The organism is Pseudomonas sp. RT4P38 (assembly GCF_054897765.1).
Window position 1 is genome coordinate 1,542,601 of sequence record NZ_CM142703.1, and the last position, 22,112, is coordinate 1,564,712.

The 22,112-nt window shown below is 59.5% G+C and carries 21 protein-coding genes; 10 read left to right on the forward strand and 11 right to left on the reverse strand.

From position 1 onward, the window contains the following. Window positions 1–11: 11 nt before the first annotated feature. The 6 genes from ACYZT7_RS07075 to metG form a co-directional block, all read right to left on the reverse strand. Window positions 12–599, reverse strand: coding sequence for an Rnf-Nqr domain containing protein (locus tag ACYZT7_RS07075; RefSeq protein WP_462040469.1), 588 nt, complete (start codon window positions 597–599; stop codon window positions 12–14). After that, on the reverse strand, window positions 592–1,203 hold the full coding sequence (locus tag ACYZT7_RS07080) for an RnfABCDGE type electron transport complex subunit G (protein ID WP_462040470.1): 612 nt from the start codon (window positions 1,201–1,203) through the stop codon (window positions 592–594). The genes ACYZT7_RS07075 and ACYZT7_RS07080 overlap by 8 nt, the downstream gene beginning before the upstream one ends. Beyond that, window positions 1,200–2,192: an RnfABCDGE type electron transport complex subunit D gene (locus ACYZT7_RS07085; protein WP_462040471.1), complete on the reverse strand. Its 993-nt coding sequence runs from the start codon at window positions 2,190–2,192 to the stop codon at window positions 1,200–1,202. Before ACYZT7_RS07085 ends, ACYZT7_RS07080 begins: the two co-directional genes overlap by 4 nt. Then, on the reverse strand, window positions 2,179–3,189 hold the full coding sequence (gene rsxB / locus ACYZT7_RS07090; protein ID WP_462040472.1) for an electron transport complex subunit RsxB: 1,011 nt from the start codon (window positions 3,187–3,189) through the stop codon (window positions 2,179–2,181). The genes ACYZT7_RS07085 and rsxB overlap by 14 nt, the downstream gene beginning before the upstream one ends. Next, window positions 3,186–3,755: an electron transport complex protein RnfA gene (locus ACYZT7_RS07095; RefSeq protein WP_462040473.1), complete on the reverse strand. Its 570-nt coding sequence runs from the start codon at window positions 3,753–3,755 to the stop codon at window positions 3,186–3,188. The genes rsxB and ACYZT7_RS07095 overlap by 4 nt, the downstream gene beginning before the upstream one ends. 143 nt (window positions 3,756–3,898) lie before the next feature. Next, window positions 3,899–5,950 carry a methionine--tRNA ligase gene (metG, locus tag ACYZT7_RS07100; protein ID WP_462040474.1) on the reverse strand — a complete coding sequence of 684 codons (2,052 nt, stop codon included), beginning with the start codon at window positions 5,948–5,950 and terminating at the stop codon, window positions 3,899–3,901. A 181-nt stretch (window positions 5,951–6,131) separates the two neighbouring features. Between metG and apbC the strand changes: the two genes are divergently transcribed. Then, window positions 6,132–7,226 carry an iron-sulfur cluster carrier protein ApbC gene (apbC, locus tag ACYZT7_RS07105; protein WP_046047101.1) on the forward strand — a complete coding sequence of 365 codons (1,095 nt, stop codon included), beginning with the start codon at window positions 6,132–6,134 and terminating at the stop codon, window positions 7,224–7,226. A 157-nt stretch (window positions 7,227–7,383) separates the two neighbouring features. Here the strand turns inward: apbC and ACYZT7_RS07110 are convergent, their stop codons facing one another. Then, entirely contained in the window at window positions 7,384–8,142 is a 759-nt protein-coding gene (locus ACYZT7_RS07110) for an SDR family oxidoreductase (protein WP_462040475.1), read from the reverse strand. Window positions 8,143–8,309: 167 nt separating this feature from the next. Here ACYZT7_RS07110 and ACYZT7_RS07115 point away from each other — a divergent pair, with 167 nt between their 5' ends. From ACYZT7_RS07115 to groL, 4 genes are all read left to right on the forward strand, one after another. Continuing rightward, complete coding sequence (locus ACYZT7_RS07115; protein ID WP_462040476.1) at window positions 8,310–9,041, forward strand: HugZ family pyridoxamine 5'-phosphate oxidase; 732 nt, start codon at window positions 8,310–8,312, stop codon at window positions 9,039–9,041. 66 nt (window positions 9,042–9,107) lie between these two features. Beyond that, entirely contained in the window at window positions 9,108–9,584 is a 477-nt protein-coding gene (locus ACYZT7_RS07120; protein ID WP_282375384.1) for an FxsA family protein, read from the forward strand. Window positions 9,585–9,832: 248 nt separating this feature from the next. Further along, entirely contained in the window at window positions 9,833–10,126 is a 294-nt protein-coding gene (locus ACYZT7_RS07125; protein ID WP_007948593.1) for a co-chaperone GroES, read from the forward strand. A 49-nt stretch (window positions 10,127–10,175) separates the two neighbouring features. Continuing rightward, window positions 10,176–11,819 carry a chaperonin GroEL gene (gene groL / locus ACYZT7_RS07130; RefSeq protein ID WP_129438004.1) on the forward strand — a complete coding sequence of 548 codons (1,644 nt, stop codon included), beginning with the start codon at window positions 10,176–10,178 and terminating at the stop codon, window positions 11,817–11,819. Window positions 11,820–11,912: 93 nt separating this feature from the next. Here groL and ACYZT7_RS07135 read toward each other — a convergent pair whose 3' ends face one another. Then, on the reverse strand, window positions 11,913–12,656 hold the full coding sequence (locus ACYZT7_RS07135; RefSeq protein ID WP_462040477.1) for a phosphatase PAP2 family protein: 744 nt from the start codon (window positions 12,654–12,656) through the stop codon (window positions 11,913–11,915). Between the two features lie 219 nt (window positions 12,657–12,875). Between ACYZT7_RS07135 and colR the strand changes: the two genes are divergently transcribed. The 5 genes from colR to ACYZT7_RS07160 all read left to right on the forward strand — a co-directional run bounded on the left by colR (window position 12,876) and on the right by ACYZT7_RS07160 (window position 16,610). Further along, window positions 12,876–13,559 (forward strand): two-component system response regulator ColR, encoded by a 684-nt coding sequence (gene colR / locus ACYZT7_RS07140; RefSeq protein WP_461969038.1) that lies wholly within the window; start codon window positions 12,876–12,878, stop codon window positions 13,557–13,559. Next, a complete protein-coding gene (locus tag ACYZT7_RS07145; protein ID WP_462040478.1) occupies window positions 13,549–14,832 on the forward strand; it encodes a sensor histidine kinase in 1,284 nt (427 codons plus the stop codon). The genes colR and ACYZT7_RS07145 overlap by 11 nt, the downstream gene beginning before the upstream one ends. A gap of 161 nt (window positions 14,833–14,993) precedes the next feature. Continuing rightward, on the forward strand, window positions 14,994–15,662 hold the full coding sequence (locus tag ACYZT7_RS07150; protein ID WP_462040479.1) for a class I SAM-dependent methyltransferase: 669 nt from the start codon (window positions 14,994–14,996) through the stop codon (window positions 15,660–15,662). Between the two features lie 4 nt (window positions 15,663–15,666). Then, complete coding sequence (locus ACYZT7_RS07155; protein ID WP_462040480.1) at window positions 15,667–16,380, forward strand: lipopolysaccharide kinase InaA family protein; 714 nt, start codon at window positions 15,667–15,669, stop codon at window positions 16,378–16,380. Between the two features lie 2 nt (window positions 16,381–16,382). Next, entirely contained in the window at window positions 16,383–16,610 is a 228-nt protein-coding gene (locus tag ACYZT7_RS07160) for a hypothetical protein (protein ID WP_282375393.1), read from the forward strand. 89 nt (window positions 16,611–16,699) lie between these two features. On the opposite strand, the gene ACYZT7_RS07165 is transcribed toward ACYZT7_RS07160, so the two are convergent. The 3 genes from ACYZT7_RS07165 to ACYZT7_RS07175 all read right to left on the reverse strand — a co-directional run bounded on the left by ACYZT7_RS07165 (window position 16,700) and on the right by ACYZT7_RS07175 (window position 22,105). Next, window positions 16,700–19,726: a multidrug efflux RND transporter permease subunit gene (locus tag ACYZT7_RS07165; protein ID WP_462040481.1), complete on the reverse strand. Its 3,027-nt coding sequence runs from the start codon at window positions 19,724–19,726 to the stop codon at window positions 16,700–16,702. Window positions 19,727–19,739: 13 nt separating this feature from the next. Further along, window positions 19,740–20,888, reverse strand: coding sequence for an efflux RND transporter periplasmic adaptor subunit (locus ACYZT7_RS07170; RefSeq protein WP_462040482.1), 1,149 nt, complete (start codon window positions 20,886–20,888; stop codon window positions 19,740–19,742). A 119-nt stretch (window positions 20,889–21,007) separates the two neighbouring features. Further along, a complete protein-coding gene (locus ACYZT7_RS07175; protein WP_462040483.1) occupies window positions 21,008–22,105 on the reverse strand; it encodes a DUF1513 domain-containing protein in 1,098 nt (365 codons plus the stop codon). Window positions 22,106–22,112: the final 7 nt, after the last annotated feature.

Consider the following 22,112-nt stretch of genomic DNA (forward strand, 5'->3'; position numbering starts at 1 on the left):
CTCGAAGGCGGTCAGTGTGAGGGTGTCGAGCGGGTCCAGGCCTGACGTGCGGCGATCAGCAGTCCCAGCAGAATGAATCCGCCGGGGGCCAGGGTGGCCAGGCGCAAGCCACCGTCGGCGGTCAGTACCCAACCTTGCCAATCCGCTTGCGCAGTGCCAGCCAGCCATGGCAGATGGCTGCCGAGTGTCCCGTTGCCGATGAGTTCGCGCAGCAGGCCAAGGCCTGCCATCAACGCGCCGAACAGGCCACACAGACGCAGGCGATCACGCCTGGCGCTCTGGAAAAAACCGGTGTTTTCCAGCACGACGCATTGCAAGGCGATCAATCCTGCATACAACCCCACATGGTGGTGCCATTGCAGCGACCAGAGTTGCGCGGCGAGTTCCGCGCAGCTGGTCAGCGTGGCCGCCAGCAGGACGCCGGCAAGCAGGTGTGTCACCGGGAGAAGTCGGGATCGCAAGGCGCCCATGCACACACCAAAGGCATTGATCACTACGATGAACATCAGCCACAAGCCCAAAGCGGACACCAGTGAATCCGTGGCGCCGATCAGCGGCGCGAGCATCAGCGAGTTCTGCAGAGACGACGACTTATTCATGGGGGCTGCTCCCGATCAACTGTTGCCGGCGTTCATCGAAGTAGCGCAACGCGTCATGGATGGCGTTGATCACTGCTCTTGAAGTAATGGTCGCACCCGCCAATTGATCGAATTGCCCCTGATCCTTTTTCAAGGCCCAGCCAGCATCGGCGGGTTCGGTTCGAGATTTACCGACAAACACCTGAAACCAGGCATTAGGCCAGTTGGCAATCTTGCCACCCAGCCCCGGGGTTTCTGATTGCTTGAGCGTTTTGACGCCAAGCAACTTGCCGTTTGCGTCGATGGCGATCAGCAATTCGATGGCGCCCTCATAGCCTAAGGTCTGGCTGCGCAGCAACACGGCGCTGGGTTGGCCAGTCTTGGTCGCCAGATAGCCACCCAGCAGCGTGCTGTTGGCCAATTCAGTGTTTTCGAGGGCGAGCGGCTGTTCCAACGGCTGATTGTCGTAGCGCTCGGCGGGCAGCAGATCCAGCAGGTTACGGCTGTCGATCAGGCGCTGTTCGGCCGCAATTCGCGGTGCGCTGATGTGCTGGACCAGGTACGTCACGCCAATCCCCAGTCCTGCCAGTAAAACCAGGACCACAGCGGTCGATCCTTGGCTCATGGCGCACCCCGTTCCCGTCTGGAGGCGACGCACCGCTCCAGCGCCGGCACACAGAGGTTCATCAACAGCACGGCAAAGGCTACGCCGTCCGGATAACCACCCCAGGTACGAATCAGGTACGTCAGCAGCCCGACGCCCACGCCGAAAAGCAGTCGCGCGCCGGGGCTTTTCGCGCCAGACACCGGTTCCGTGACGATGAAGAATGCACCCAGCATGCTCGCGCCCGTGAGCAGATGAAACAGCGGCGAGCCATGGGAGTCGGAGCCTGAGCCGTTCCAGCACAGCAGGCTGATGACGAACAGGCTGGCGAGCATGCCGACTGGCGCATGCCAGCTGAACACCCGCCGTTGCAGCAGAAATGCGCCGCCCGCCAGAAAGGCCAGGTTGACCCATTCCATGCCTCGGCCGCCGAAGTGACCGAACGCCGGGTTAGCGGCAAACAGTTCGTCCATGGTCAGGCTTTTGTTGATACGCAAGCTGTCCAGCGCCGTCGCCTGAACCCAGGCATCCGGCGTCTGGCTGAGGTTGAACCCAAACACCTGCTGCAAGCCGCCGAGCAGGTCCAGTCCATGGGACGACGGCCAGTGGGTCATCTGTTGGGGAAAGCTCACCATCACGAGGGCGAAACCGAGCATTGCCGGGTTGAATGGGTTATTTCCTACGCCGCCATACAGGTGTTTGCCGAACACCATCGCGAACGCCGCGGCACAGACCGTCAGCCACCACGGGCAATAAGGCGGCAAGGCCAGAGCCAACAGCGTTGCGCTGACCAGCGCACTGCCGTCGCTCAAGGTCGGCTTGAGCGCAAGCTTGCGCAAGCGCAACACGGTCGCTTCAACGGCCAGTGCGGTAACACCCGTCAGAATCAGGTTGATCAACACGCCCCAGCCATACAGCCAGAAAAACACCAGTATCCCCGGCACGGTGGCCAGCAATACCAGCTTCATGGCTTGCTGAAGGCGTTCGTCGACCGATTCAAGGGGCGGCATAGGCATCCACCTGACGCTCGGCTTCATTCACCGCGAGTTCCAGGGCTTGGATCTGCTCAGCTGGCGCTTCGCTGGCTTGGGCTTTCTTGAGTTCGGCGCGGCGCATGGCCAACTGGATCTTTGCCCGATTCAGCTGCGCATTTTTTGCCGGAACGACAGGGGGCGCGGCTGGCGGTGCAGTGCTTTCCAGTTTCGCCAACGCCTGTTCGGCAACCTCGAATTGCTGTTGCAGGACGATCAGTTGCGACTGCTGTTCGAAGGTCGGCGGATGCCCGAACGCCTTGAGAGACTTGTTCAGTTGCGCCCGACTCATCGCCAGATCGATCTTGGCCTTTTTCAACGCCGCATCTGCATTGGCTGCCTTCTGTGCGCGGACTCGCTCAAGAGCGGCCTGGATCGGGTCGAGTGTCGCTACCTCACGGTGCAGGACGGCGCGCTGGGCTCGGGCCAGACGTTCGGCGATTTTCAGTTCTTCTTCACGACGCAGGCGAGCGTTGCGTTGTTCGAATCGACGCCGTGCGTGATCGCGCTTGGCCGTCCGGGCGCGTTGTTCCTCAAGGCTGAATGCCAGGCCGCCGACAATCGGCAGCACCGTGTCCAGCGGCAACGGCCGCATCTCGATGCAATCCACCGGGCAGGGCGCTACGCAGAGGTCGCACCCGGTGCATTCATCGACGATCACCGTGTGCATCAATTTCGCCGCGCCGACAATGGCATCCACCGGGCAGGCCTGGATGCACTTGGTGCAACCAATACACTCCGCTTCACGAATATAGGCGATCTGCGCCGGGGCCGAACCGCGACTGACGTCCAGTTCCAGCACCGGCACTTTCAACAGCTCGGCCAAGGCTGCGATGGTTTCGCTGCCGCCCGGCGGGCATTTGTTGATCGGCTCGCCGCTGGCAATGCCTTCGGCGTACGGTTTGCATCCAGGATGGCCGCACTTGCCGCATTGGGTCTGCGGCAAGAGGGCGTCGATGCGTTGAATCAGACTCATGTTTTGATCAGTCCACTGAATCCGAGAAAAGCCACTGCGATCAGCCCGGCGCCGATCAACTCGATCGGCAGGCCACGAAAAGGCAGGGGGATATCATTATCGAGTGTGCGTTGGCGCAAGTCGCTGAACAGGCTCAGTACCAGCCAGAAACCCAGCCCGGCACCCAGGCTCAGGGCCATGGCGTGGAAGAGTCCTTTGTCGTCCTGAGCGTTGAGCAGTGTCAGCCCGAGTACGCCAGCATTGCCCAGCAGTAGGGGCCAGAGGCCATCGAACGCAAGCTTTGGAAGTAACCGGGAAAGCACTTTCAGCAGCGGGCCAATCAGCAAAACGCTTAAAGGCAGGAATACGAAAAGGCGCAGCGACGTCAGCTCCAGCGGGATCAGCAGCCAACGGTAGGCCAAGTAGCCCAGCGTGCCGACGATCAGCATCAAGCAAGCCGTCGCAAGACCCAGCGCGTGGACCTGCCGATGCTCGTTGCCCAACAGCGGATCGACGCCCAGCGGCCAGTGCAACACGAGGTTGTTGATCAGGGCTGCACTGATAAGCGTAAGAACAATTTCGGTCATGATCGTGCCGGCAAGAACGGGGCTTTTTAACAGAGCGGTCTAAAAAGCTTAGGCATTATCCGGCAAGGACGGAGGGTGGGCCAGACATGAAAAATCCCACAGTCGCGCCAGGCACGACTGTGGGATCGATTTACTGCACAACCTTACTTGATGCGCTGACCTGGCTTGGCGCCGCTGTCAGGGCTGAGCAGGTAGATTTCTTCACCACCAGGACCGGCAGCCATCACCATGCCTTCGGAGATGCCGAACTTCATTTTCCGTGGCTTGAGGTTGGCGATCATCATGGTCAGACGACCATTGAGCTTGGACGGATCCGGGTAGGCACTCTTGATCCCGGAGAACACGTTGCGTTGCTCGTCACCGATGTCCAGAGTCAGGCGCAGCAGTTTGTCAGCACCTTCCACGTGTTCGGCCTTGAGGATCAGGGCGACGCGCAGGTCGACCGCGGCAAAGGCATCAAACTCGATCTCTGGCGACAGTGGATCCTTGGCCAGTTCGCCATTGCCGGCAGGTGCAGCGTCGCCGGTGTCGGTAGCGCTGGCGGTCAGGTCTTCTTTCGAGGCGTCGCTCATGGCTTGCACTTTTACCGGGTCGATACGGGTCATCAACGGTTTGAACTCGTTCAACTGATGGTTGCTGAGCAAGGTAGCGTGGTCGTTCCAGGTCAGCGGCGCGACGTTGAGGAACGCCTCGGCATCGGCGGCCAGCAACGGAAGTACAGGCTTGAGGAAAATCACCAACTGGCGGAACAGGTTGATGCCCAAGGCGCAGATGGCCTGGACTTCGTCGTGCTTGCCTTCCTGTTTGTTCAGCGACCACGGGGCCTTGTCGGCGATCCAGGCGTTGGCGCGGTCGGCCAGACCCATGATTTCACGCATGGCGCGGGCGAAGTCGCGAGCCTCGTAGGCGTCGCAGATGCTCGGCGCTGCGGCCAGGAACGCTTCGGTCAGTTCCGGCGCGGCATTACCCGCCACCAGTACACCGGCGTTGCCTTTATGGATGAAGCCGGCGCAACGGCTGGCGATGTTGACGACTTTGCCGACCAGGTCGGAGTTGACCTTCTGCACGAAGTCTTCGAGGTTCAGGTCCAGGTCATCGACGCCACGGCTCAGCTTCGCCGCGTAGTAGTAGCGCAGGTATTCCGGCGACAGGTGGTCGAGATAGGTTCGGGCCTTGATGAAGGTGCCGCGGGATTTGGACATTTTCTGACCGTTGACGGTCAGGTAGCCGTGCACGTTGATGCCGGTCGGTTTACGGAAACCGGCGCCTTCGAGCATGGCTGGCCAGAACAGCGCGTGGAAGTTGACGATGTCCTTGCCGATGAAGTGGTACAGCTCGGCGGTGGAATCCTTGCCCCAGAACGCGTCGAAGTCCAGGTCCGGACGACGGGCGCAGAGGTTCTTGAAGCTGGCCATGTAGCCGATTGGCGCGTCCAGCCAGACGTAGAAGTATTTGCCTGGCTCGTCGGGGATTTCGAAACCGAAGTACGGCGCATCGCGGGAGATGTCCCACTGTTGCAGGCCGGCATCCAGCCATTCGGCGATCTTGTTCGCCACGGCCTCTTGCAGGGTGCCGCTGCGGGTCCAGGCTTGCAGCATTTCCTGGAAGTCCGGCAGCTTGAAGAAGAAGTGCTGGGAATCCTTGAGCACCGGGGTGGCGCCGGAGATCGCCGACTTCGGATCCTTCAGGTCGGTCGGCGCGTAGGTCGCACCGCATTTTTCGCAGTTGTCGCCGTACTGGTCTTCGGTGCCGCATTTCGGGCAGGTGCCCTTGATGAAGCGGTCGGCCAGGAACATTTTCTTTTCCGGGTCGAAGTACTGAGTGATCGAACGCTGGGCGATGTGCCCGGCGTCGCGCAGCTTCAGGTAGATCTGGCTCGACAGCTCACGGTTTTCTTCGGCGTGAGTGGAGTGGAAGTTATCGAAGTCCACCAGGAACTCGGCAAAGTCGGCGCTGTGTTCAGCCTGGACGTTGGCGATCAGTTGTTCCGGGGTGATGCCTTCCTTTTCCGCGCGCAGCATGATGGCCGAACCGTGGGCGTCGTCGGCGCAGACATAAATGCATTGATTGCCGCGGTGCTTCTGAAAGCGCACCCACATATCGGTCTGGATGTATTCCAGCATGTGGCCAAGATGGATCGAACCATTGGCATAGGGCAGGGCGCTGGTGACGAGGATCTTGCGTGGCTCGGACATGGGGCTCGGCTACTTGATGAAACGGAGGTCGGCCACTATAAAGCGCCGGCGCATATTTTTCACCCCGTGAGCCTGTTTCGGGCTGCGACAACCGCCAACCGGTGTCGGGCTCCCTCGCCACAAATGTGTGTCCGGCGTAGGATACCCGCCTGATTTTCCAGTCTTGCTATCGGAGTTGCCCATGAGCGCCGTCAATCGCGCAGCGGTGGAAGCCGTCCTTCGCCAATACACCGACCCTTACCTGAACCAGGACCCGGTCAGCGCCGGGTGCGTGCGCGGCATCGACATTCAGGGTGATCGCGTCAGCGTCCAGCTGGAGCTGGGTTACGCCGCCGGTCTGTTCAAGAGTGGCTGGGCGCAATTGCTGCAAATGGCCATTGAAGGGCTGGACGGCGTGACCATCGCCCGCGTCGAGATCACCAGTGTCATTGCCGCGCACAAGGCTCAAGCGCAGATCCCGGGGCTGGCCAACGTCAAGAACGTGGTGGCCGTGGCGTCCGGCAAGGGCGGTGTGGGCAAATCAACCACCGCCGCCAACCTGGCCCTGGCCTTGGCCCGTGAAGGCGCCAAGGTCGGGATTCTCGACGCGGACATTTACGGACCGAGCCAGGGCATCATGTTCGGCATCCCCGAAGGCACCCGACCCAAGGTCAAGGATCAGAAGTGGTTTATTCCGATCGAGTCCCACGGCGTCGAAGTCATGTCCATGGCGTTCCTGACCGACGACAACACACCGATGGTCTGGCGCGGGCCGATGGTTTCCGGTGCCTTATTGCAACTCGTCACTCAAACCGCCTGGGGCGACCTCGATTACCTGGTCATCGACATGCCTCCAGGCACCGGCGACATCCAGCTGACCCTGGCGCAGAAAGTCCCGGTGGCCGGCGCGGTGATCGTCACTACCCCGCAGGACCTGGCATTGCTGGACGCGCGCAAAGGCGTTGAGATGTTCCGCAAGGTCAACATTCCGGTGCTGGGCGTGGTGGAAAACATGGCCGTGCACATCTGCTCCAATTGCGGACATGCCGAACATCTTTTCGGTGAGGGCGGTGGTGTGAAGCTGGCCAACCAGTACGGCGTCGAACTGCTGGCTTCGTTGCCGCTGGCGATGGCCATCCGCGAACAGGCCGATGGCGGCAAGCCAACGGTAATCGCCGAGCCTGACAGCCCGATTGCGATGGTTTACCAGGAACTGGCCCGCCATGTCGGCGCGCGGATCGTGTTGCAGGAAGCGGCGACACCGGCCATGCCGAACATCACGATCAGCGACGATTAATGACCTGAAATACGATCTCCTGTGGGAGCGAGCTGTGGCGAGGGGATTTATCCCCGTTGGACTGCGAAGCAGGCCCATTTTTTTGGGGGCGGCTGCGCCACCCAACGGGGATAAATCCCCTCGCCACAGCCGCTCCCACAGTGGTTTCAGGCTGGCTTTAAATACGCAACCCGCCATCCATCTCCAGAATCCGACCGGTGTAGTAGTCGTTCTCGAAAATGTAGGCCGCCGAATGGGCGATCTCTTCAGGCTTGCCCATGCGCTTGAGCGGAATCCCGGACGTGATCTTCTCCAGCGCCTCAGGCTTCATGCCCAGCGTCATCTCGGTTTCGATAAAACCCGGCGCAATGCCCGCCACACGAATACCGTAGCGTGCCAGTTCCTTGGCCCAGGTCACGGTCGCCGCAGCGACACCCGCCTTGGCGGCGGAGTAGTTGGTCTGGCCGACGTTGCCAGCGCGGGAGATCGACGAGATATTAATGATCGTGCCGCTGTTTTTCAGCTCGACCATTTTGGCCGCGACTTCACGGGTGCACAGGAATACGCCGGTCAGATTGACGTCGATGACCGTCTGCCACTGGGCCAGGCTCATCTTGGTCATCTCGCCGTCCTTGACCTTGATCAACAAGCCATCGCGCAGAATCCCGGCGTTGTTGATCAGGCCATGGATCGAGCCGAAGTCTTCGGCCACCTGGGCGACCATGTGGGTCACTTGCTCTTCATTGGCGACATTGCACAGGTAGGCGCGGGCCTCGACACCCTTGGCCTGGCAGGCGGCGACGGTGTCATCGAGTTTTTCCTGGTTCAGGTCCACCAGTGCCAGTTTCGCGCCTTTGCTTGCGAAATACTCGGCCATGGAACGGCCTAAACCCTGGCAACCGCCCGTGATAATGATTACTTTGTCAGTGAGTTGCATTTGCATGCCCCAATAGCAGGTCAGAGGAGTGGGTTCCTTTTAGTGAGCCTCTCGATCTGCACCAGATGTGGCTTGGTTGCACACGAGAACTGCCCCGATGGCGTACTGGAACTTATCCCCAGGCGCCTGTCCGTTTTTTCGACGGATTCTATTTAAGGAGTCATAAATTGAGCGTTGAAGCGGCCAAGAATGCCCGAGAATTGCTTCTCAAGGAATACCGTGGAGTGCTCTCGACGCACTCCAAGGCGATGCCCGGTTTCCCGTTTGGCTCCGTGGTTCCGTACTGCCTGGACGAGCAGGGCTGGCCGCTGATCCTCATCAGTCGTATCGCCCAGCACACGCATAACCTGCAGAAAGATCCAAAATGCTCATTGTTCGTTGGTGAGCGCGGTGCCGAAGACGTGCAAGCCGTTGGTCGCCTGACGTACCTGGCCGAAGCAGAAAAGCTCGAGGATGAGTCTGCCATCGATGCAGCAGCCGAGCGCTACTACCGCTATTTCCCTGATTCGCAGAGCTACCACAAGGCCCATGATTTCGATTTCTGGGTGCTCAAACCGGTACGTCACCGTTACATCGGCGGCTTCGGCGCGATTCACTGGGTCGATCAGTTGACCCTGGCCAACCCGTTCGCCGCAAAGGCCGAAGCGAGCATGGTCGAGCACATGAATGCCGATCACGCCAAAGCCATCGCCCACTACGTCGAACTGGCAGGCCTGCCGAAAACCGAGCCGGCGCATTTGGCGGGTATCGACACCGAAGGCATGCACCTGCGCATCGGTCAGGGACTTTACTGGCTGCCGTTTCAAGCGCCGTGTAATACGCCGACACAAGTGCGCGAAGCCTTGGTTTTCCTGGCTCACGCCGAACATTGGCCAAAAAATGAAGTGGCCGACGCTTGAATTCACGAAACGGCGACGTCATCTAGGGAAGACTGGCAAGGCATTCTTGCGTTGAGGAACCATTTGATGCGCCCTTTTTTATTGCTCTTTGTACTGTTTCCGGTGTTGGAGCTGTTCGTATTCGTCAAGGTGAGCGGGGCAATCGGGTTTTTCCCGGCCCTGCTGCTGGTGATTCTCGGCTCGATGCTCGGCGTGTTCGTGCTGCGTATCGCCGGTCTGGCCACTGCGCTGCGTGCCCGTGAAAGCCTGAACCGCGGCGAGCTGCCGGCCCAGACCATGCTTGAAGGTTTGATGCTGGCGCTGGCGGGTGGTCTGTTGATCCTGCCGGGCTTCGTCACGGACGTGCTGGGTCTGATCATGTTGCTGCCGATCTCTCGTCGGCTGTTGGCCAATAAAATGCGCCAGCGTGCCGAAGAGCAGGCGATCCGTCAGCGTGCATTCGCCGATGACCTTCAGCCACGTGGCGGTCCTGTTCCGCGCGAGCCGCTGGGCCGTGAGCCTAACGTGATTGAAGGCGAGTTCGAGCACCGCGATAACAAGTAATACGCTACACCGGCACGGCACCTTCGGGTGCCGTGTTCGTTTGTGGGGCAGCAACATGAAAAAATTTGCTCACTCGCCCTTGTAATAAGCTTATGCGCCCTTATGTAACGGTCACCGCAAGGTTTCTGGCGATTACGCCAGACAGACTTCCGCGGTTCGCTCGTCGAATCGCACCCGGCACCGCCGGATTTGTTAAACCCGCCGGGAATACACCGGCCGATGAAAACCACAATTAGGAGAGATCGACAATGAAGCTTCGTCCTCTGCATGACCGCGTCGTCGTCCGTCGCAGCGAAGAAGAAAAGAAAACCGCTGGCGGTATCGTCCTGCCAGGTTCGGCTGCTGAAAAGCCAAACCAGGGTGAAGTCCTCGCTGTAGGCCCAGGCAAAGTACTGGACAACGGTGAAGTGCGTGCGCTGTCCGTGAAAGTGGGTGACAAGGTTGTGTTCGGCCCGTACTCCGGCAGCAACACTGTGAAAGTCGACGGCGAAGACCTGCTGGTAATTGGCGAAAGCGAAATCCTCGCTGTTGTCGAAGGCTGATTCCCCGCTCATTTTCCCGTTACTACAAAGTATTTAAGGAATATCGATCATGGCTGCTAAAGAAGTTAAATTCGGCGATTCCGCCCGCAAGAAAATGCTCGCCGGTGTCAACGTCCTGGCTGACGCAGTAAAAGCGACCCTGGGCCCTAAAGGCCGTAACGTGATCATCGAGAAGAGCTTCGGCGCTCCGACCATCACCAAGGACGGCGTGTCCGTTGCCAAAGAAATCGAGCTGAAAGATCGCTTCGAAAACATGGGCGCGCAGCTGGTCAAAGACGTTGCCTCCCGTGCCAACGATGATGCAGGCGACGGCACCACCACCGCTACCGTTCTGGCTCAATCGATCGTCAACGAAGGCCTGAAAGCCGTCGCTGCCGGCATGAACCCGATGGACCTGAAGCGCGGTATCGACAAAGCGACCATCGCCATCGTCAAGGAGCTGAAAGCCCTGTCCAAGCCTTGCGCTGACACCAAGGCCATCGCTCAGGTCGGCACCATCTCGGCCAACTCCGACAACTCCATCGGCGACATCATTGCCGAAGCCATGGAAAAAGTCGGTAAAGAAGGCGTGATCACCGTTGAAGAAGGCTCGGGCCTGGAAAACGAACTGTCGGTTGTTGAAGGCATGCAGTTCGACCGTGGTTACCTGTCCCCGTACTTCGTCAACAAGCCAGAGACAATGACTGCCGAGCTCGACGGTCCGCTGATCCTGCTGGTCGACAAGAAAATCTCGAACATCCGTGAACTGCTGCCAGTACTGGAAGCCGTTGCCAAAGCAGGTCGTCCACTGTTGATCGTGAGCGAAGACGTTGAAGGCGAAGCCTTGGCGACTCTGGTTGTGAACAACATGCGCGGTATCGTCAAAGTGGTTGCCGTCAAGGCTCCAGGCTTTGGTGACCGTCGCAAGGCCATGCTGCAGGACATCGCTGTCCTGACCGGCGGTACCGTTATCTCTGAAGAGATCGGTCTGAGCCTGGAAAGCGCTACCCTGGAACACCTGGGTAATGCCAAGCGCGTAGCCGTAACCAAGGAAAACACCACCGTCATCGACGGCGCCGGCGTTGAAGCTGATATCCAGGCTCGCGTTCTGCAGATCCGTCAGCAAGTGGCTGATACTTCGTCCGACTACGACCGTGAAAAACTGCAAGAGCGTCTGGCCAAGCTGTCCGGCGGCGTTGCAGTGATCAAGGTTGGCGCTGGTTCCGAAGTTGAAATGAAAGAGAAGAAAGCCCGCGTTGAAGACGCCCTGCACGCTACTCGTGCAGCCGTTGAAGAAGGCGTGGTACCTGGCGGTGGCGTAGCGCTGATTCGCGCTCTGCAAGCCATCAGCGAACTGAAAGGCGACAACGCTGATCAGAACGTCGGTATTGCTGTACTGCGTCGCGCTATCGAATCGCCACTGCGTCAGATCGTTGCCAACTCCGGCGACGAGCCAAGCGTAGTCGTCGACAAGGTCAAGCAAGGTTCGGGTAACTTCGGTTACAACGCTGCTACCGGCGAATACGGCGACATGATCGAAATGGGCATCCTCGACCCTACCAAAGTGACTCGCTCTGCTCTGCAGGCTGCGGCGTCCATTGGTGGCTTGATGCTGACCACCGAAGCCATGATCGCTGATGCTCCGGACGACAAACCAGCTGGCGGCGGCATGCCAGACATGGGCGGTATGGGCGGCATGGGCGGCATGATGTAAGCCAGCCTTACCCTGTACGAGCTTACCCCTATAAAAAAGCCCCGCCTGCGAAAGCAGGCGGGGTTTTTTATTGCCGGTCATTCAAGTCAAGGATCAGGCGCTGACCGTTTCTGCCTGGGTCACTCGATCAGCCTTGGAAACCGGGCGATAAAGGATGTAGTAATACGACCCCAGACAAATCAGCCAGCAGAAAATCGCCGTCCACACATTGTGCGAAAAGAAGTGCGCTCCCTGCATCATCCGGCTGATGGAAAACACCGTGCCCAACGCGAAAGCGAACAAAAACGCCTTGCGTGCCAGACGCGGACGACGGTCACGCAGGACAAAGAACAGTGCAAACAGTGTGAAACCGGTCGCCGCATGACCGCCGGGCCAGCAACGGCCAGGTTTATCGGTGTGCGGGCGAGGGCTGAGCAGTTCGCTATAGGTTTCGTGACCGCCGAACTGCTCAAGGCTCCATGGGCATTGAACGGCCGTCACCGCTTTGACTGGCGTGACAAACGAGGTTGCCAGAGCGAGAGACAACACCAGGCAGCCCAGTTCCCGTTTGACCGGTTTGAGCCTGTCCATGAAAAAGGAGGCGATGAAACCGAAGATGGCCAACACCGAGAAGGCGATGACCACCTGCTTGGCGCGGTCATGCAGGATGTCTTCCAGGAAGTAACTGTGCCGTCCGATGAAATCCCCCGCGACCGGGTCATAGAACAGCTTGGCAAGGTCCATGTCCAGGGACGTCAGTTCGAGCAGCACCAGAACGATCGCCGCGATGGCGGGAACGCCCAGGCACACCCAGAAATTCAGCGGGCGGGAGGCGGGGTGGACAGCAGTCGAAACCATGGCAGTTCCTTGGTCGGTGAAATGTTCTGAAAAGCGCAGCCGCGCGGAGTTTGAGCCTGATCCTGTCGTCAGCGTGTGAATCGATAGTGAAAAAGTCGTTAAAGGCGCCCCGGGTTTATGGGGTGGATTTACAGCTGCACGCAGCCCTAGCCCTCAGCCACACTTGGCCTTAAGCTGCGCGGGCCAAGACGGCCGTTACTGTGTACGGAGGAGATACCCATGCGAATTCTATTGGTTGAAGACAACCGCGATATCCTGGCCAATCTGGCCGATTACTTGGGGCTCAAAGGCTATACCGTGGATTGCGCGCAGGACGGTTTGTCAGGCTTGCACCTGGCGGCCACCGAGCATTACGACTTGATCGTGCTCGACATCATGTTGCCGGGTATCGACGGCTACACCCTGTGCAAACGCCTGCGCGAAGACGCGCGCCGCGACACGCCGGTGATCATGCTTACCGCGCGCGATCAACTGGACGATCGGCTGCAAGGCTTCAAGTCCGGGGCCGATGACTACCTGATCAAACCCTTTGCCCTGTCTGAATTGGCGGCGCGCATCGAGGCGGTCATGCGTCGCGCCCAGGGTGGCGGCCGCCGCACCTTGCAGGTCGGCGATCTGATCTACGACCTCGATACCCTGGAAGTGACCCGCGAAGGACGTCTGCTGAAACTCAACCCGGTGGGCCTGAAGTTGCTGGCCGTATTGATGCAGAAAAGTCCTCACGTACTGCGCCGCGAAATTCTCGAAGAGGCTCTGTGGGGTGATGACTGCCCGGACAGCGACAGCCTGCGCAGCCACGTCCATCAATTACGCCAGGTGATCGACAAGCCGTTCACCAAACCGTTGCTGCAAACCGTGCACGGTGTGGGTTATCGCTTGGCCGAGGGCCGAGATGGAGTTTAAACAGAGCCTTGCTCAACGGATCATCATCGCCTTTGCGTTGATGAGCGCACTGGTTGCGGGAGCCTTTGCCATGGGCATTGTGGCGACCGTGCACCTGGTGGAAGAAAAACTGATATCGGCAGGGCTGGGTGGCGATTTACAACGTCTGTTGCTGATGGACAGCGTGTCGGACTGGAGTCACCGTCCCGAGCCGGACCAAATGTTCTATTTCAGCGGCGGGCCGGGCGACTTCGAACTCCCCAGGGACCTGCGGCACCTGGACCCGGGCTTTCACGAAGTGTTTCGCGAGCAGCTGTCGTATCACGCGATGGTCGAAGTCGTCGACGGCCGGCACTACGTGCTGTTGCAGGATCAGAGTGATTTCGAAGAGCGTGAACGGGTGCTGTTTGCCGTGGTGCTGGTGGGTTTCGTCCTGAGTCTGGCGTTGGCGGTGTTTCTCGGCTGGGTACTGGCGCGCAAAGTGATGGCGCCCGTGGTGCGACTGGCACGTCAGGTCCGTCACCGTGATCAATTATTAGGTCTGGCGCCACCGCTGGCGCCGGATTATGCCGCTGATGAAGTGGGCGAGTTGGCCGTGGCCTTCGATGCCACCCTCGGGCGTTTGCGCCAGGCGTTGACCCGCGAACGGATGTTCACCAGTGACGTCAGTCACGAACTGCGCACGCCATTGATGGTGCTGGCCAGCTCCTGCGAGCTGCTGCTGGAAAACCCCGGCATCGATCAGCGTGGACGTGCTCAGGTCGAGCGAATCGCCCGCGCCTGTGAAGAGATGCGCGAGCTGGTGCAAACCTTCCTGATGTTGGCCCGCGCACAGCGTGAAGACGCCGGCATGTCGCCCCACCAGACCCTGAGCCAGGTAGCCGATGGACTGCTCAATTTGTGGCGCGAGCCGATCGAGGCCAAGGGGCTGGCGCTGATCTTTGAGCCGGGCACTCCGGCAAACACCTGCTACAACGCAACCCTGCTGCACGCGGTCATGGGCAACCTGCTGCGTAACGCGCTGCATTACACCGAACACGGGTTCATCCGCCTGACCCTGACGGCCACGGGTTTCTTCGTCGAGGACAGCGGCGTGGGCATTCCAGAAGAAAAACGCGAGGCGATGTTCGAGCCCTTCGTGCGGGGCAATGAGAAACGCGGCGAGGGCCTGGGGTTGGGACTGTCGCTGGTGCAGCGGATCTGTGAAAACCAGGGTTGGAACGTCAGCCTGACGAACATGGAACCCAATGGTTGTCGTTTTCAGGTGGAGTTGTATCCGTCGGATGTGGACTGATCAACCTCTTGAAACGCAGTAGCCTGGAGCGATCGTTATCGCTCTGTAAAACCTCGAAATAATTTGAAGTTTTACATAACATTTTTTTCACAAAGGTATGACCTGACGCTGACACGGCGCTCCTTATCGTGGGTGCCATCGACGCTCAGGAGACCTTGACGATGGATGGCCCGATCAAACTTGATTTTTCCGAAAAATACGACGATCAGCACGCTCAACGATACCTGCGCAAGCATAAGGATGGGCTTGGCCGCCGCCTGTCTCACTGGCGTGACGAGCAAATGGCGCGCAGGGCGCTGACACTGGTCGGCGAGCCGGGTCTGGTCCTCGATTTGCCCTGTGGTGCGGGACGTTTCTGGCCATTGCTGGCGGAAAAAACCAATCGAGCCATTATCGGGGCTGACAACTCCGAGTCCATGCTGAAGATTGCCATGCAGGCGCAACCTGCCGATGTAGTGAAACGGGTACAGCCCTTGCACACTTCTGCATTCGACATTGCCTTACCTGATAACGCCGTCGACAGCATTTTCTGCATGCGTTTGCTCCATCACATCGGTGAAGCCGAGCATCGACTGGCTATTTTGCGTGAGTTCGAGCGCGTCACCCGCGACAGCGTGATCCTTTCTTTGTGGGTGGACGGCAATTTCAAAGCGTGGAAACGCAAGCGCGCCGAGAAAACCCGTGGGCAGGAAGGTTACCAAAATCGATTTGTGTTACCGGCGGCTACGGTTGAAAAGGAATTCGAGCAGGTGGGTTTCCGTATCGAGGAACAACTGGACTTTTTACCGCTCTATGCCATGTGGCGGGTCTACGTATTACGCAAGAGGTAACAGAATGGCAGTGCAATGTGCAGCAGAAACGGACGTCGCTCCTCAAGTCCGCTTCGACTATTTCTGGAATCAGCGCGGTGAATGGGTAGAAGAACCCAACGTCCGTCGCGGAGGAGAAAGCGGCGTGCAGCGCGTCGTGAGCACCAATGGACAGCTGCTTTACGTTAAACGTCAGACCGGGCATATCTATCGCAGCTGGCTGCACCCGTTCGGTCGGCCGACGGTGTTGCGCGAGCGCGATGCACTCACTCGCATGCACCTGCTCGACGTTCGCGTTCCTGAGATCGTTTTCTGCGGTGCTCAGCGCGATCCTGTACACAAATGGCGCGCATTGCTGGTGACCAAGTCGCTGGACGGCTTTGAGGAAGTCGAGCATTGGTACGCTGGCGGCGGTCGCGAGCGTCACGGTGAGGCCGTGCATGATCGAGTGTTGAAGGATCTGGCCGAGAATCTGGTTCGGATGCACAAGGGTCGCTGGCAGCACAGCTGCCTCTACATCAAGCACGTATTCGTGCGCGTCACCGGCGAAGGCGAGACGGCCAAAGTCGAAGTGGCGTTGATCGATCTGGAGAAATGCCGGCACCGTTTGACCGCCCGTCGCGCGGCGTCCAATGACATGAAACAACTGCGTCGCCACTCGTCATTCAGCACGACGGACTGGCAGAAACTCGTCTATTTTTATGAGACGGCGTTTGGCAGCGCTATCAAAGGTTTATAGCAATGAAACTCGAAATTGCACGAGTTGGGTTTTTGATAGGAGCCTTGGCAGTTGCTTCACTGGCGGTGGCGGCATGGGAGCAGCCCCGCACGCAAGTCCTCAGTTCAGTGAATGGCGACGCGCACTGTCCGTTGCCACGCGTTGCCAAGGCATCCGTGGCATCCCAACCCGATCATGATTTATTGCTGTTCATGTTCGGTCTTTCTCAAGGATTGAGGCCACAAAGTTGAACAGATTGAAGCCAAAATAAAAGGCCTCGCCAATCGCGAGGCCTTTTTTATTCCCAAATTTCGAGCCTTGCACCATCCATGTGGGTTCCCTAGGGTTTGTCGGGTTTTGCCAAAAGCGTGTAAACACACGGCAGCACAAACAACGTAAACAACGTCCCGATCGACATCCCCGTGGCGATCACCGTGCCGATGTCGAACCGACTGACGGCACCCGCCCCCGTGGCGATGATCAACGGCACCATACCGAACACCATCGCAGCAGTGGTCATCAACACCGGACGCAGACGAATCGCCGCCGCTTCCTCCACGGCTTCGCGCGGCGTCAGGCCTTTGTCCTTGCGTAACTGGTTGGCGAATTCGACGATCAGGATGCCGTGCTTGCTGATCAGCCCGATCAACGTCACCAGGCCGACCTGGGTGTAGATGTTCATGCTCGACCAGCCCAGGAACAGCGGGATCAACGCGCCACAGATCGATAACGGCACGGTCACCAGAATCACCAGCGGATCGCGAAAGCTTTCGAACTGGGCGGCCAGTACCAGGAAAATGATCGCCAGTGCCAGAGCGAAGGTGACCCACAGCGCACTGCCTTCCTGGACGTATTGCCGTGATGCGCCAGCATAGTCGAAGGCATAACCCACCGGTGCCTCTTCCCTAGCGATCTGGCGCACGGTGTCGATGGCTTCACCCATGCTGACCAGCGGCACCCCGGACAGGATGCCCGAATTAAGTTGCTGGAACTGGTTCAACTGTCGTGGACGCGCCCGGTCGGTCACCGTGATCAGGGTCGACAGGGCCAGCAATTCGCCTTGGGTGTTCTTGACGTAATAATTGTTCAGCCAGTCGGGGTTATCCCGGAAAGGCCGTTCGACCTGAGCGATGACTTTGTAGCTGCGACCTTCAATGGTGAAACGGTTGATCTCCGCCTCACCCAGCAACGTCGCGAGTGTCCCGCCAAGATCCTGCATGGAAACACCCATCTGTGCGGCCTTGGCACGATCGATATCCACCACCACTTCGGGCTTGTCGAATGCCAAGTCGAGGTCGACGAAGGCGAACTTGCCGGATTCCATTGCCCGCTTTTTCACCCGGTCGGCCACTTGCAGCAGTGACTCGTAATCGTTGGCGGAATTGATGACGAACTGAAACGGCAGCCCCTCGCCGGTGCCGGGCAGGGAGGGCAGGTTGAAGCCGAAGATCTGCAGCCCGGAAATGCTCTCCAGTTTGCTCTGGACCTCGGGCAGGATTTCCATCTGGGTGCGGCTGCGTTCGTTCCACGGTTTGAGCAGGAAGCCGCCGATGCCCGATTGCACGCCGTTAAAGCCATTGATCTGGAACGACGAGTAGTACTCGGGAAACGTTTTGAAGATCGTGACGAACTCGTCGGTGTAGGTGCTCAGGTAGTCGAGGTTGGCCGGTTGCGGGGCGTTGGCCATCATGAAAATGATGCCCTGGTCCTCGTCGGGCGCCAGTTCCGACTTGGTGAACATGAGCAGCACCGGAATCAGGCACAGCACGATCACCGCGAACACCAGCACCACCGGCCGGGTGTTCAGGGTTGCGTGCAGCATGCTTTGGTAACGGCGCTTGAGGCCTTCGAATATCAGGTCCAGGCGGTGGGCCAGGCCGCTGGGATTTTCGTCGTGACGCAGCAAGAAGGCGCACATCATCGGCGACAGGGTCAGGGCGACGATGCCAGAGATGACCACCGCGCCGGCCAGGGTCAGGGCGAACTCCTTGAACAGCGCCCCCGTCAGCCCCGTCAGGAAGCCGATCGGCGCATAGACCGCCGCCAGGGTGATGGTCATCGAGACCACCGGCATGGCGATTTCCCGGGCGCCTTCGATGGCCGCATCCAACGGCGTCTTGCCTTCTTCGATGTGCCGGTGAATGTTCTCCACCACGACGATAGCGTCGTCCACCACCAGGCCGATGGCCAATACCATCGCCAGCAAAGTCAGCAGGTTGATTGAGTAGCCCATCATCTGCATGAAGAACATCACGCCGATCATCGACAGCGGGATGGTGACCACCGGGATCACCACCGAACGCAGCGCGCCGAGGAACAGGAACACCACCACGATGACGATCAGCACCGCTTCAAACAGGGTTTTCACCACTTCGTCGATTGAGGCCTGGATGAACAGCGTGGCGTCGTAGGCGATTTCACCTTTGAGATTCGGCGGCAGTTGGGCTTCCAGGTCCGGCATGATCTTGCGCACTTCCTTGATCACGTCCAGCGGGTTGGCGCCAGGCGTGGCCTTGATGCCGATGTACACCGAAGGCGTGCCGCCGAAAGAACTGATCGAGTCGTAGTTCTCCGCGCCCATTTCAACGCGCGCAACATCGCTGAGCAGCACGCGACTGTCGCCCTCGACCTTGAGCGGAATCGCGGCGAAGGCTTCAGCGGATTTGAGCTCGGTGTTGGCGTTGATGCTGGTGACGACGTACTCGCCTTTCACTTCGCCGGCGGCGGAGAGGAAGTTGTATTTGCGCACTGCATCGGTCACGTCGCTGGCACTCAGGCCGAAACCGGCCAGCTTGACCGGGTCCAGCCACAGGCGCATGGCGAACACCTGGTTGCCGAGAATCTCGGCTTCGGCCATGCCCGGCAGGGTCGCCAGTTTCGGCTGGATGACCCGCGACAGGTAGTCGGTAATCTGCGGGTTGCTCAGCTCCTTGCTGAAGAAGCTGATGTACATCAGTGCCGAGGCGTCGGCGGCTTCCTTGCTCAGTACCGGGTCTTCGGCGTCCTGGGGCAGCTGGTTTTTCACCTCGTTGGCCTTGGCCAGCAATTCGGTGAACAAGCGGTCGCTGTTGGCGCCAATGCGCGCGTAGATCGAGATTACCGAGAAGTTCTGGCGACTGACCGACGTCATGTAGTCGATACCCTCGGCGCTGGCCAGACTCTGCTGCATCGGTTGGGTGATGTAGCCCTGGATGGTCTCGGCATTGGCCCCGGGGTAAGCGGTGGTGACCGTGATCAGGGCGTTTTCCATTTGCGGATATTGGCGCAGCGGCAACTTGCTCCAGGCCTGGAAGCCCAGCAGCACAATCAACAGGCTGACCACGGTGGCGAGCACCGGGCGGCGGATGAACGGGTCGGTAAAAGCCATGGGGATTCCTTGATCAGTCAACGCGAGGCTGACTGCTCTTCTCGGCTAGTGTCTTGTCGTCGCTGATCGCGATATGTGCGCCGTTGTCCAGTTTGATCTGGCCGGCTGTGACCACTTTTTCGCCGTTCTGCACACCTTTGGTGATCATCACCAGGCCATCGCGGCGCTCGCCGGTTTCAATGAAACGCCGTTCGGCGATCAGAATGGGCTCGCCCTTATCGTCCTTTTCGACGCTGCCGTCTTCGGCTTTTTTCTGCGCGACGACATAGAGCGAATTGCCGTAAAGCGTGTAGGTGATCGCACTTTCCGGCACGACGATGCGCGGCTGCGGGTCGGGCAACAACACTTGCAGGCTGGCGAACATCCCCGGCAACAGTTTGCTGTCGGGGTTGGCCAGGGTCGCGCGGACCTGGACGTTGCGAGTGCTGTTTTCGACTTTCGGGTTGATTGCACTGATGGTCCCGGGGAAGTTCTGTGCCGGGTAGGCCGAGACAATGATCTGCACCGGTTGGCCGATGGCGATCTTCGGCACCGACTGCTCGGGCACGAAGAAGTCGACGTAGAGACTGCTGAGGTCTTGCAGGGTGGCAATCATGGTGCCGCTGGCGAGATAGTCACCGATGTCCACCTGACGAATGCCGATGGTCCCGCTGAACGGTGCGAGCAAGCGTTTTTTGGCCAGCGCCGCCTTGAGCTGATTGACCGTGGCCCGGCTCTTTTTCAACACCGCCGAGAGCCGGTCGAATTCGCCTTTGGAAATGGCCTGGCTGCCCACCAATTGGCTGCCGCGACCGTAATCGAGCTGTGCCAGACCCAAGTCGGCCTGAGCGGTTTCGAGCAGGGCGGTTTCTACCACGCTATCAAGCAGGAGCAGCGGTTGGCCGACCTTGACCTTCTGACCTGACTCGAACTGCAAATCGATGACGGTGCCGTCGGTCTCCAGGCTCAGGTCCACGCCTTGCAGCGCCTTCAGGGTGCCGACGGTGGGCAGGCGGGCTTGCCACGGCCGTTCGGTGGCAGTGGCCACGGCGACACTGATCGCTGGTTTCGGCACAGCAAAGCCTTGAATCATCGTATAGATGGAGAAGGCTTTGTAACCGGCCAGGACCAGCACGATCAGCAAAACAACACCCAACATGATCAGCATGCGGCGGCGCAGCATATTTCCACTTCCTTGGAGAAAATCAGGTGAGACAGTCGGGCACATTACTCCGAGTGTGCCGGGGATTCCAACTGCCACTTTTTACAGGCAAGCTCGGCTCCTACAAAGGCAGAGCGTGCTTAGATGAGGAGCAGGTGGTTGTCCCAGAGCCCTGCGGGTAGATCAAGGGGTTTTGCAACAAGGCTTGTCTGGCTGCAATCGTAGTAGCGGCATCGCCCCTGACCCGAAGTCACGACAAAGCCATCGGCTACCGCGCCGACCCCGGCGCAATCGGGAAGCGGTGCGTCCAGGCGCACTTCACCGCTGTCCAGGTCCCAGATGAAAAAGCGATTGCCCCGTGGCGCGGTCAACGCGACCAGGCGCAGTTCGCTGTGTACCGCGACGCTGGCGGTGTAATGCCCCATGGCCTGCAGCTGATGCTCAGGCACCGGGAAGGCCATGAACGGCTGGCCGGGCCGCTTGATCGCCAGCAGCTGCGAAGACTCGTGAGACGGTCCCATGAACTGCTGACCGGCGACGATGGTGCCGTCGCTGGCAATCCCCAAATGACGCACGCTGTTCATCTGCTGGGCGAGGGTTTCCTTGCTCAGCAGGGTGCCGTCGCGTTGCATCAGGACCAGGCTCGGTTCCATGGCGTTGAGGTTCATCTCGACGCGGCTTTCGGCCTCGGTGCGAATGCCGCCGTTGGCGACCACCAGGGTTTCACCATCGGGCATCCACGACACCTGATGCGGACCGACACCGTGAGTAGGGATCTCGCCGCTGTGGATAAGTCGCTCATCTTCGAACTTATACACACCGAGCAAGCCTCGGCCCGGATCGGAGGTGTCGTTCTTGGTGGCGTACAGCCAGTCGCCGCTCTTGTGAATCACCGCGTGACCGTAGAAGTGCCGGTTCGGCCGTGAGACCACGGTTTGCAGCAGCGTGCCGTCGCGCAGGTCGATCAGGTAACTCTCGGTGCCAGGACGACGGGCGACGAACAGCGCAATCGGCAGCGTCGGGTGGTTGATGATGTCATGGCAACGCTGGCCGACCTGGCTGGCAAACACCCGGGTGCCGTCCAGCCGGTATCCGACAGCGTAATGTTTGCCGTCGGTATCGTCCCGCGCCGAGAGCAGCAGCGGGCTTTTGTCCTTCTGCTTGAACAGCGTCCAGCCGCCCAGCGTCACCGCACCCAGCAGCAAACTACCTAACGTCAGAGCCTGGCGTCGCAGCATGGAACTT

Excerpts from the sequence above, each read along its gene's own strand:
- ACYZT7_RS07110 (WP_462040475.1), bottom strand. The coding sequence starts at position 8,142 with ATGCAACTCACTGACAAAGTAATCATTATCACGGGCGGTTGCCAGGGT.
- ACYZT7_RS07150 (WP_462040479.1), top strand. The coding sequence starts at position 14,994 with ATGGATGGCCCGATCAAACTTGATTTTTCCGAAAAATACGACGATCAG.
- ACYZT7_RS07155 (WP_462040480.1), top strand. The coding sequence starts at position 15,667 with ATGGCAGTGCAATGTGCAGCAGAAACGGACGTCGCTCCTCAAGTCCGC.
- metG (WP_462040474.1), bottom strand. The coding sequence starts at position 5,950 with ATGTCCGAGCCACGCAAGATCCTCGTCACCAGCGCCCTGCCCTATGCC.
- apbC (WP_046047101.1), top strand. The coding sequence starts at position 6,132 with ATGAGCGCCGTCAATCGCGCAGCGGTGGAAGCCGTCCTTCGCCAATAC.
- ACYZT7_RS07175 (WP_462040483.1), bottom strand. The coding sequence starts at position 22,105 with ATGCTGCGACGCCAGGCTCTGACGTTAGGTAGTTTGCTGCTGGGTGCG.
- ACYZT7_RS07095 (WP_462040473.1), bottom strand. The coding sequence starts at position 3,755 with ATGACCGAAATTGTTCTTACGCTTATCAGTGCAGCCCTGATCAACAAC.
- ACYZT7_RS07145 (WP_462040478.1), top strand. The coding sequence starts at position 13,549 with ATGGAGTTTAAACAGAGCCTTGCTCAACGGATCATCATCGCCTTTGCG.
- ACYZT7_RS07075 (WP_462040469.1), bottom strand. The coding sequence starts at position 599 with ATGAATAAGTCGTCGTCTCTGCAGAACTCGCTGATGCTCGCGCCGCTG.
- ACYZT7_RS07170 (WP_462040482.1), bottom strand. The coding sequence starts at position 20,888 with ATGCTGCGCCGCCGCATGCTGATCATGTTGGGTGTTGTTTTGCTGATC.
- colR (WP_461969038.1), top strand. The coding sequence starts at position 12,876 with ATGCGAATTCTATTGGTTGAAGACAACCGCGATATCCTGGCCAATCTG.
- ACYZT7_RS07120 (WP_282375384.1), top strand. The coding sequence starts at position 9,108 with ATGCGCCCTTTTTTATTGCTCTTTGTACTGTTTCCGGTGTTGGAGCTG.
- ACYZT7_RS07135 (WP_462040477.1), bottom strand. The coding sequence starts at position 12,656 with ATGGTTTCGACTGCTGTCCACCCCGCCTCCCGCCCGCTGAATTTCTGG.
- ACYZT7_RS07080 (WP_462040470.1), bottom strand. The coding sequence starts at position 1,203 with ATGAGCCAAGGATCGACCGCTGTGGTCCTGGTTTTACTGGCAGGACTG.
- ACYZT7_RS07085 (WP_462040471.1), bottom strand. The coding sequence starts at position 2,192 with ATGCCGCCCCTTGAATCGGTCGACGAACGCCTTCAGCAAGCCATGAAG.
- ACYZT7_RS07165 (WP_462040481.1), bottom strand. The coding sequence starts at position 19,726 with ATGGCTTTTACCGACCCGTTCATCCGCCGCCCGGTGCTCGCCACCGTG.
- ACYZT7_RS07160 (WP_282375393.1), top strand. The coding sequence starts at position 16,383 with ATGAAACTCGAAATTGCACGAGTTGGGTTTTTGATAGGAGCCTTGGCA.
- groL (WP_129438004.1), top strand. The coding sequence starts at position 10,176 with ATGGCTGCTAAAGAAGTTAAATTCGGCGATTCCGCCCGCAAGAAAATG.
- rsxB (WP_462040472.1), bottom strand. The coding sequence starts at position 3,189 with ATGAGTCTGATTCAACGCATCGACGCCCTCTTGCCGCAGACCCAATGC.
- ACYZT7_RS07125 (WP_007948593.1), top strand. The coding sequence starts at position 9,833 with ATGAAGCTTCGTCCTCTGCATGACCGCGTCGTCGTCCGTCGCAGCGAA.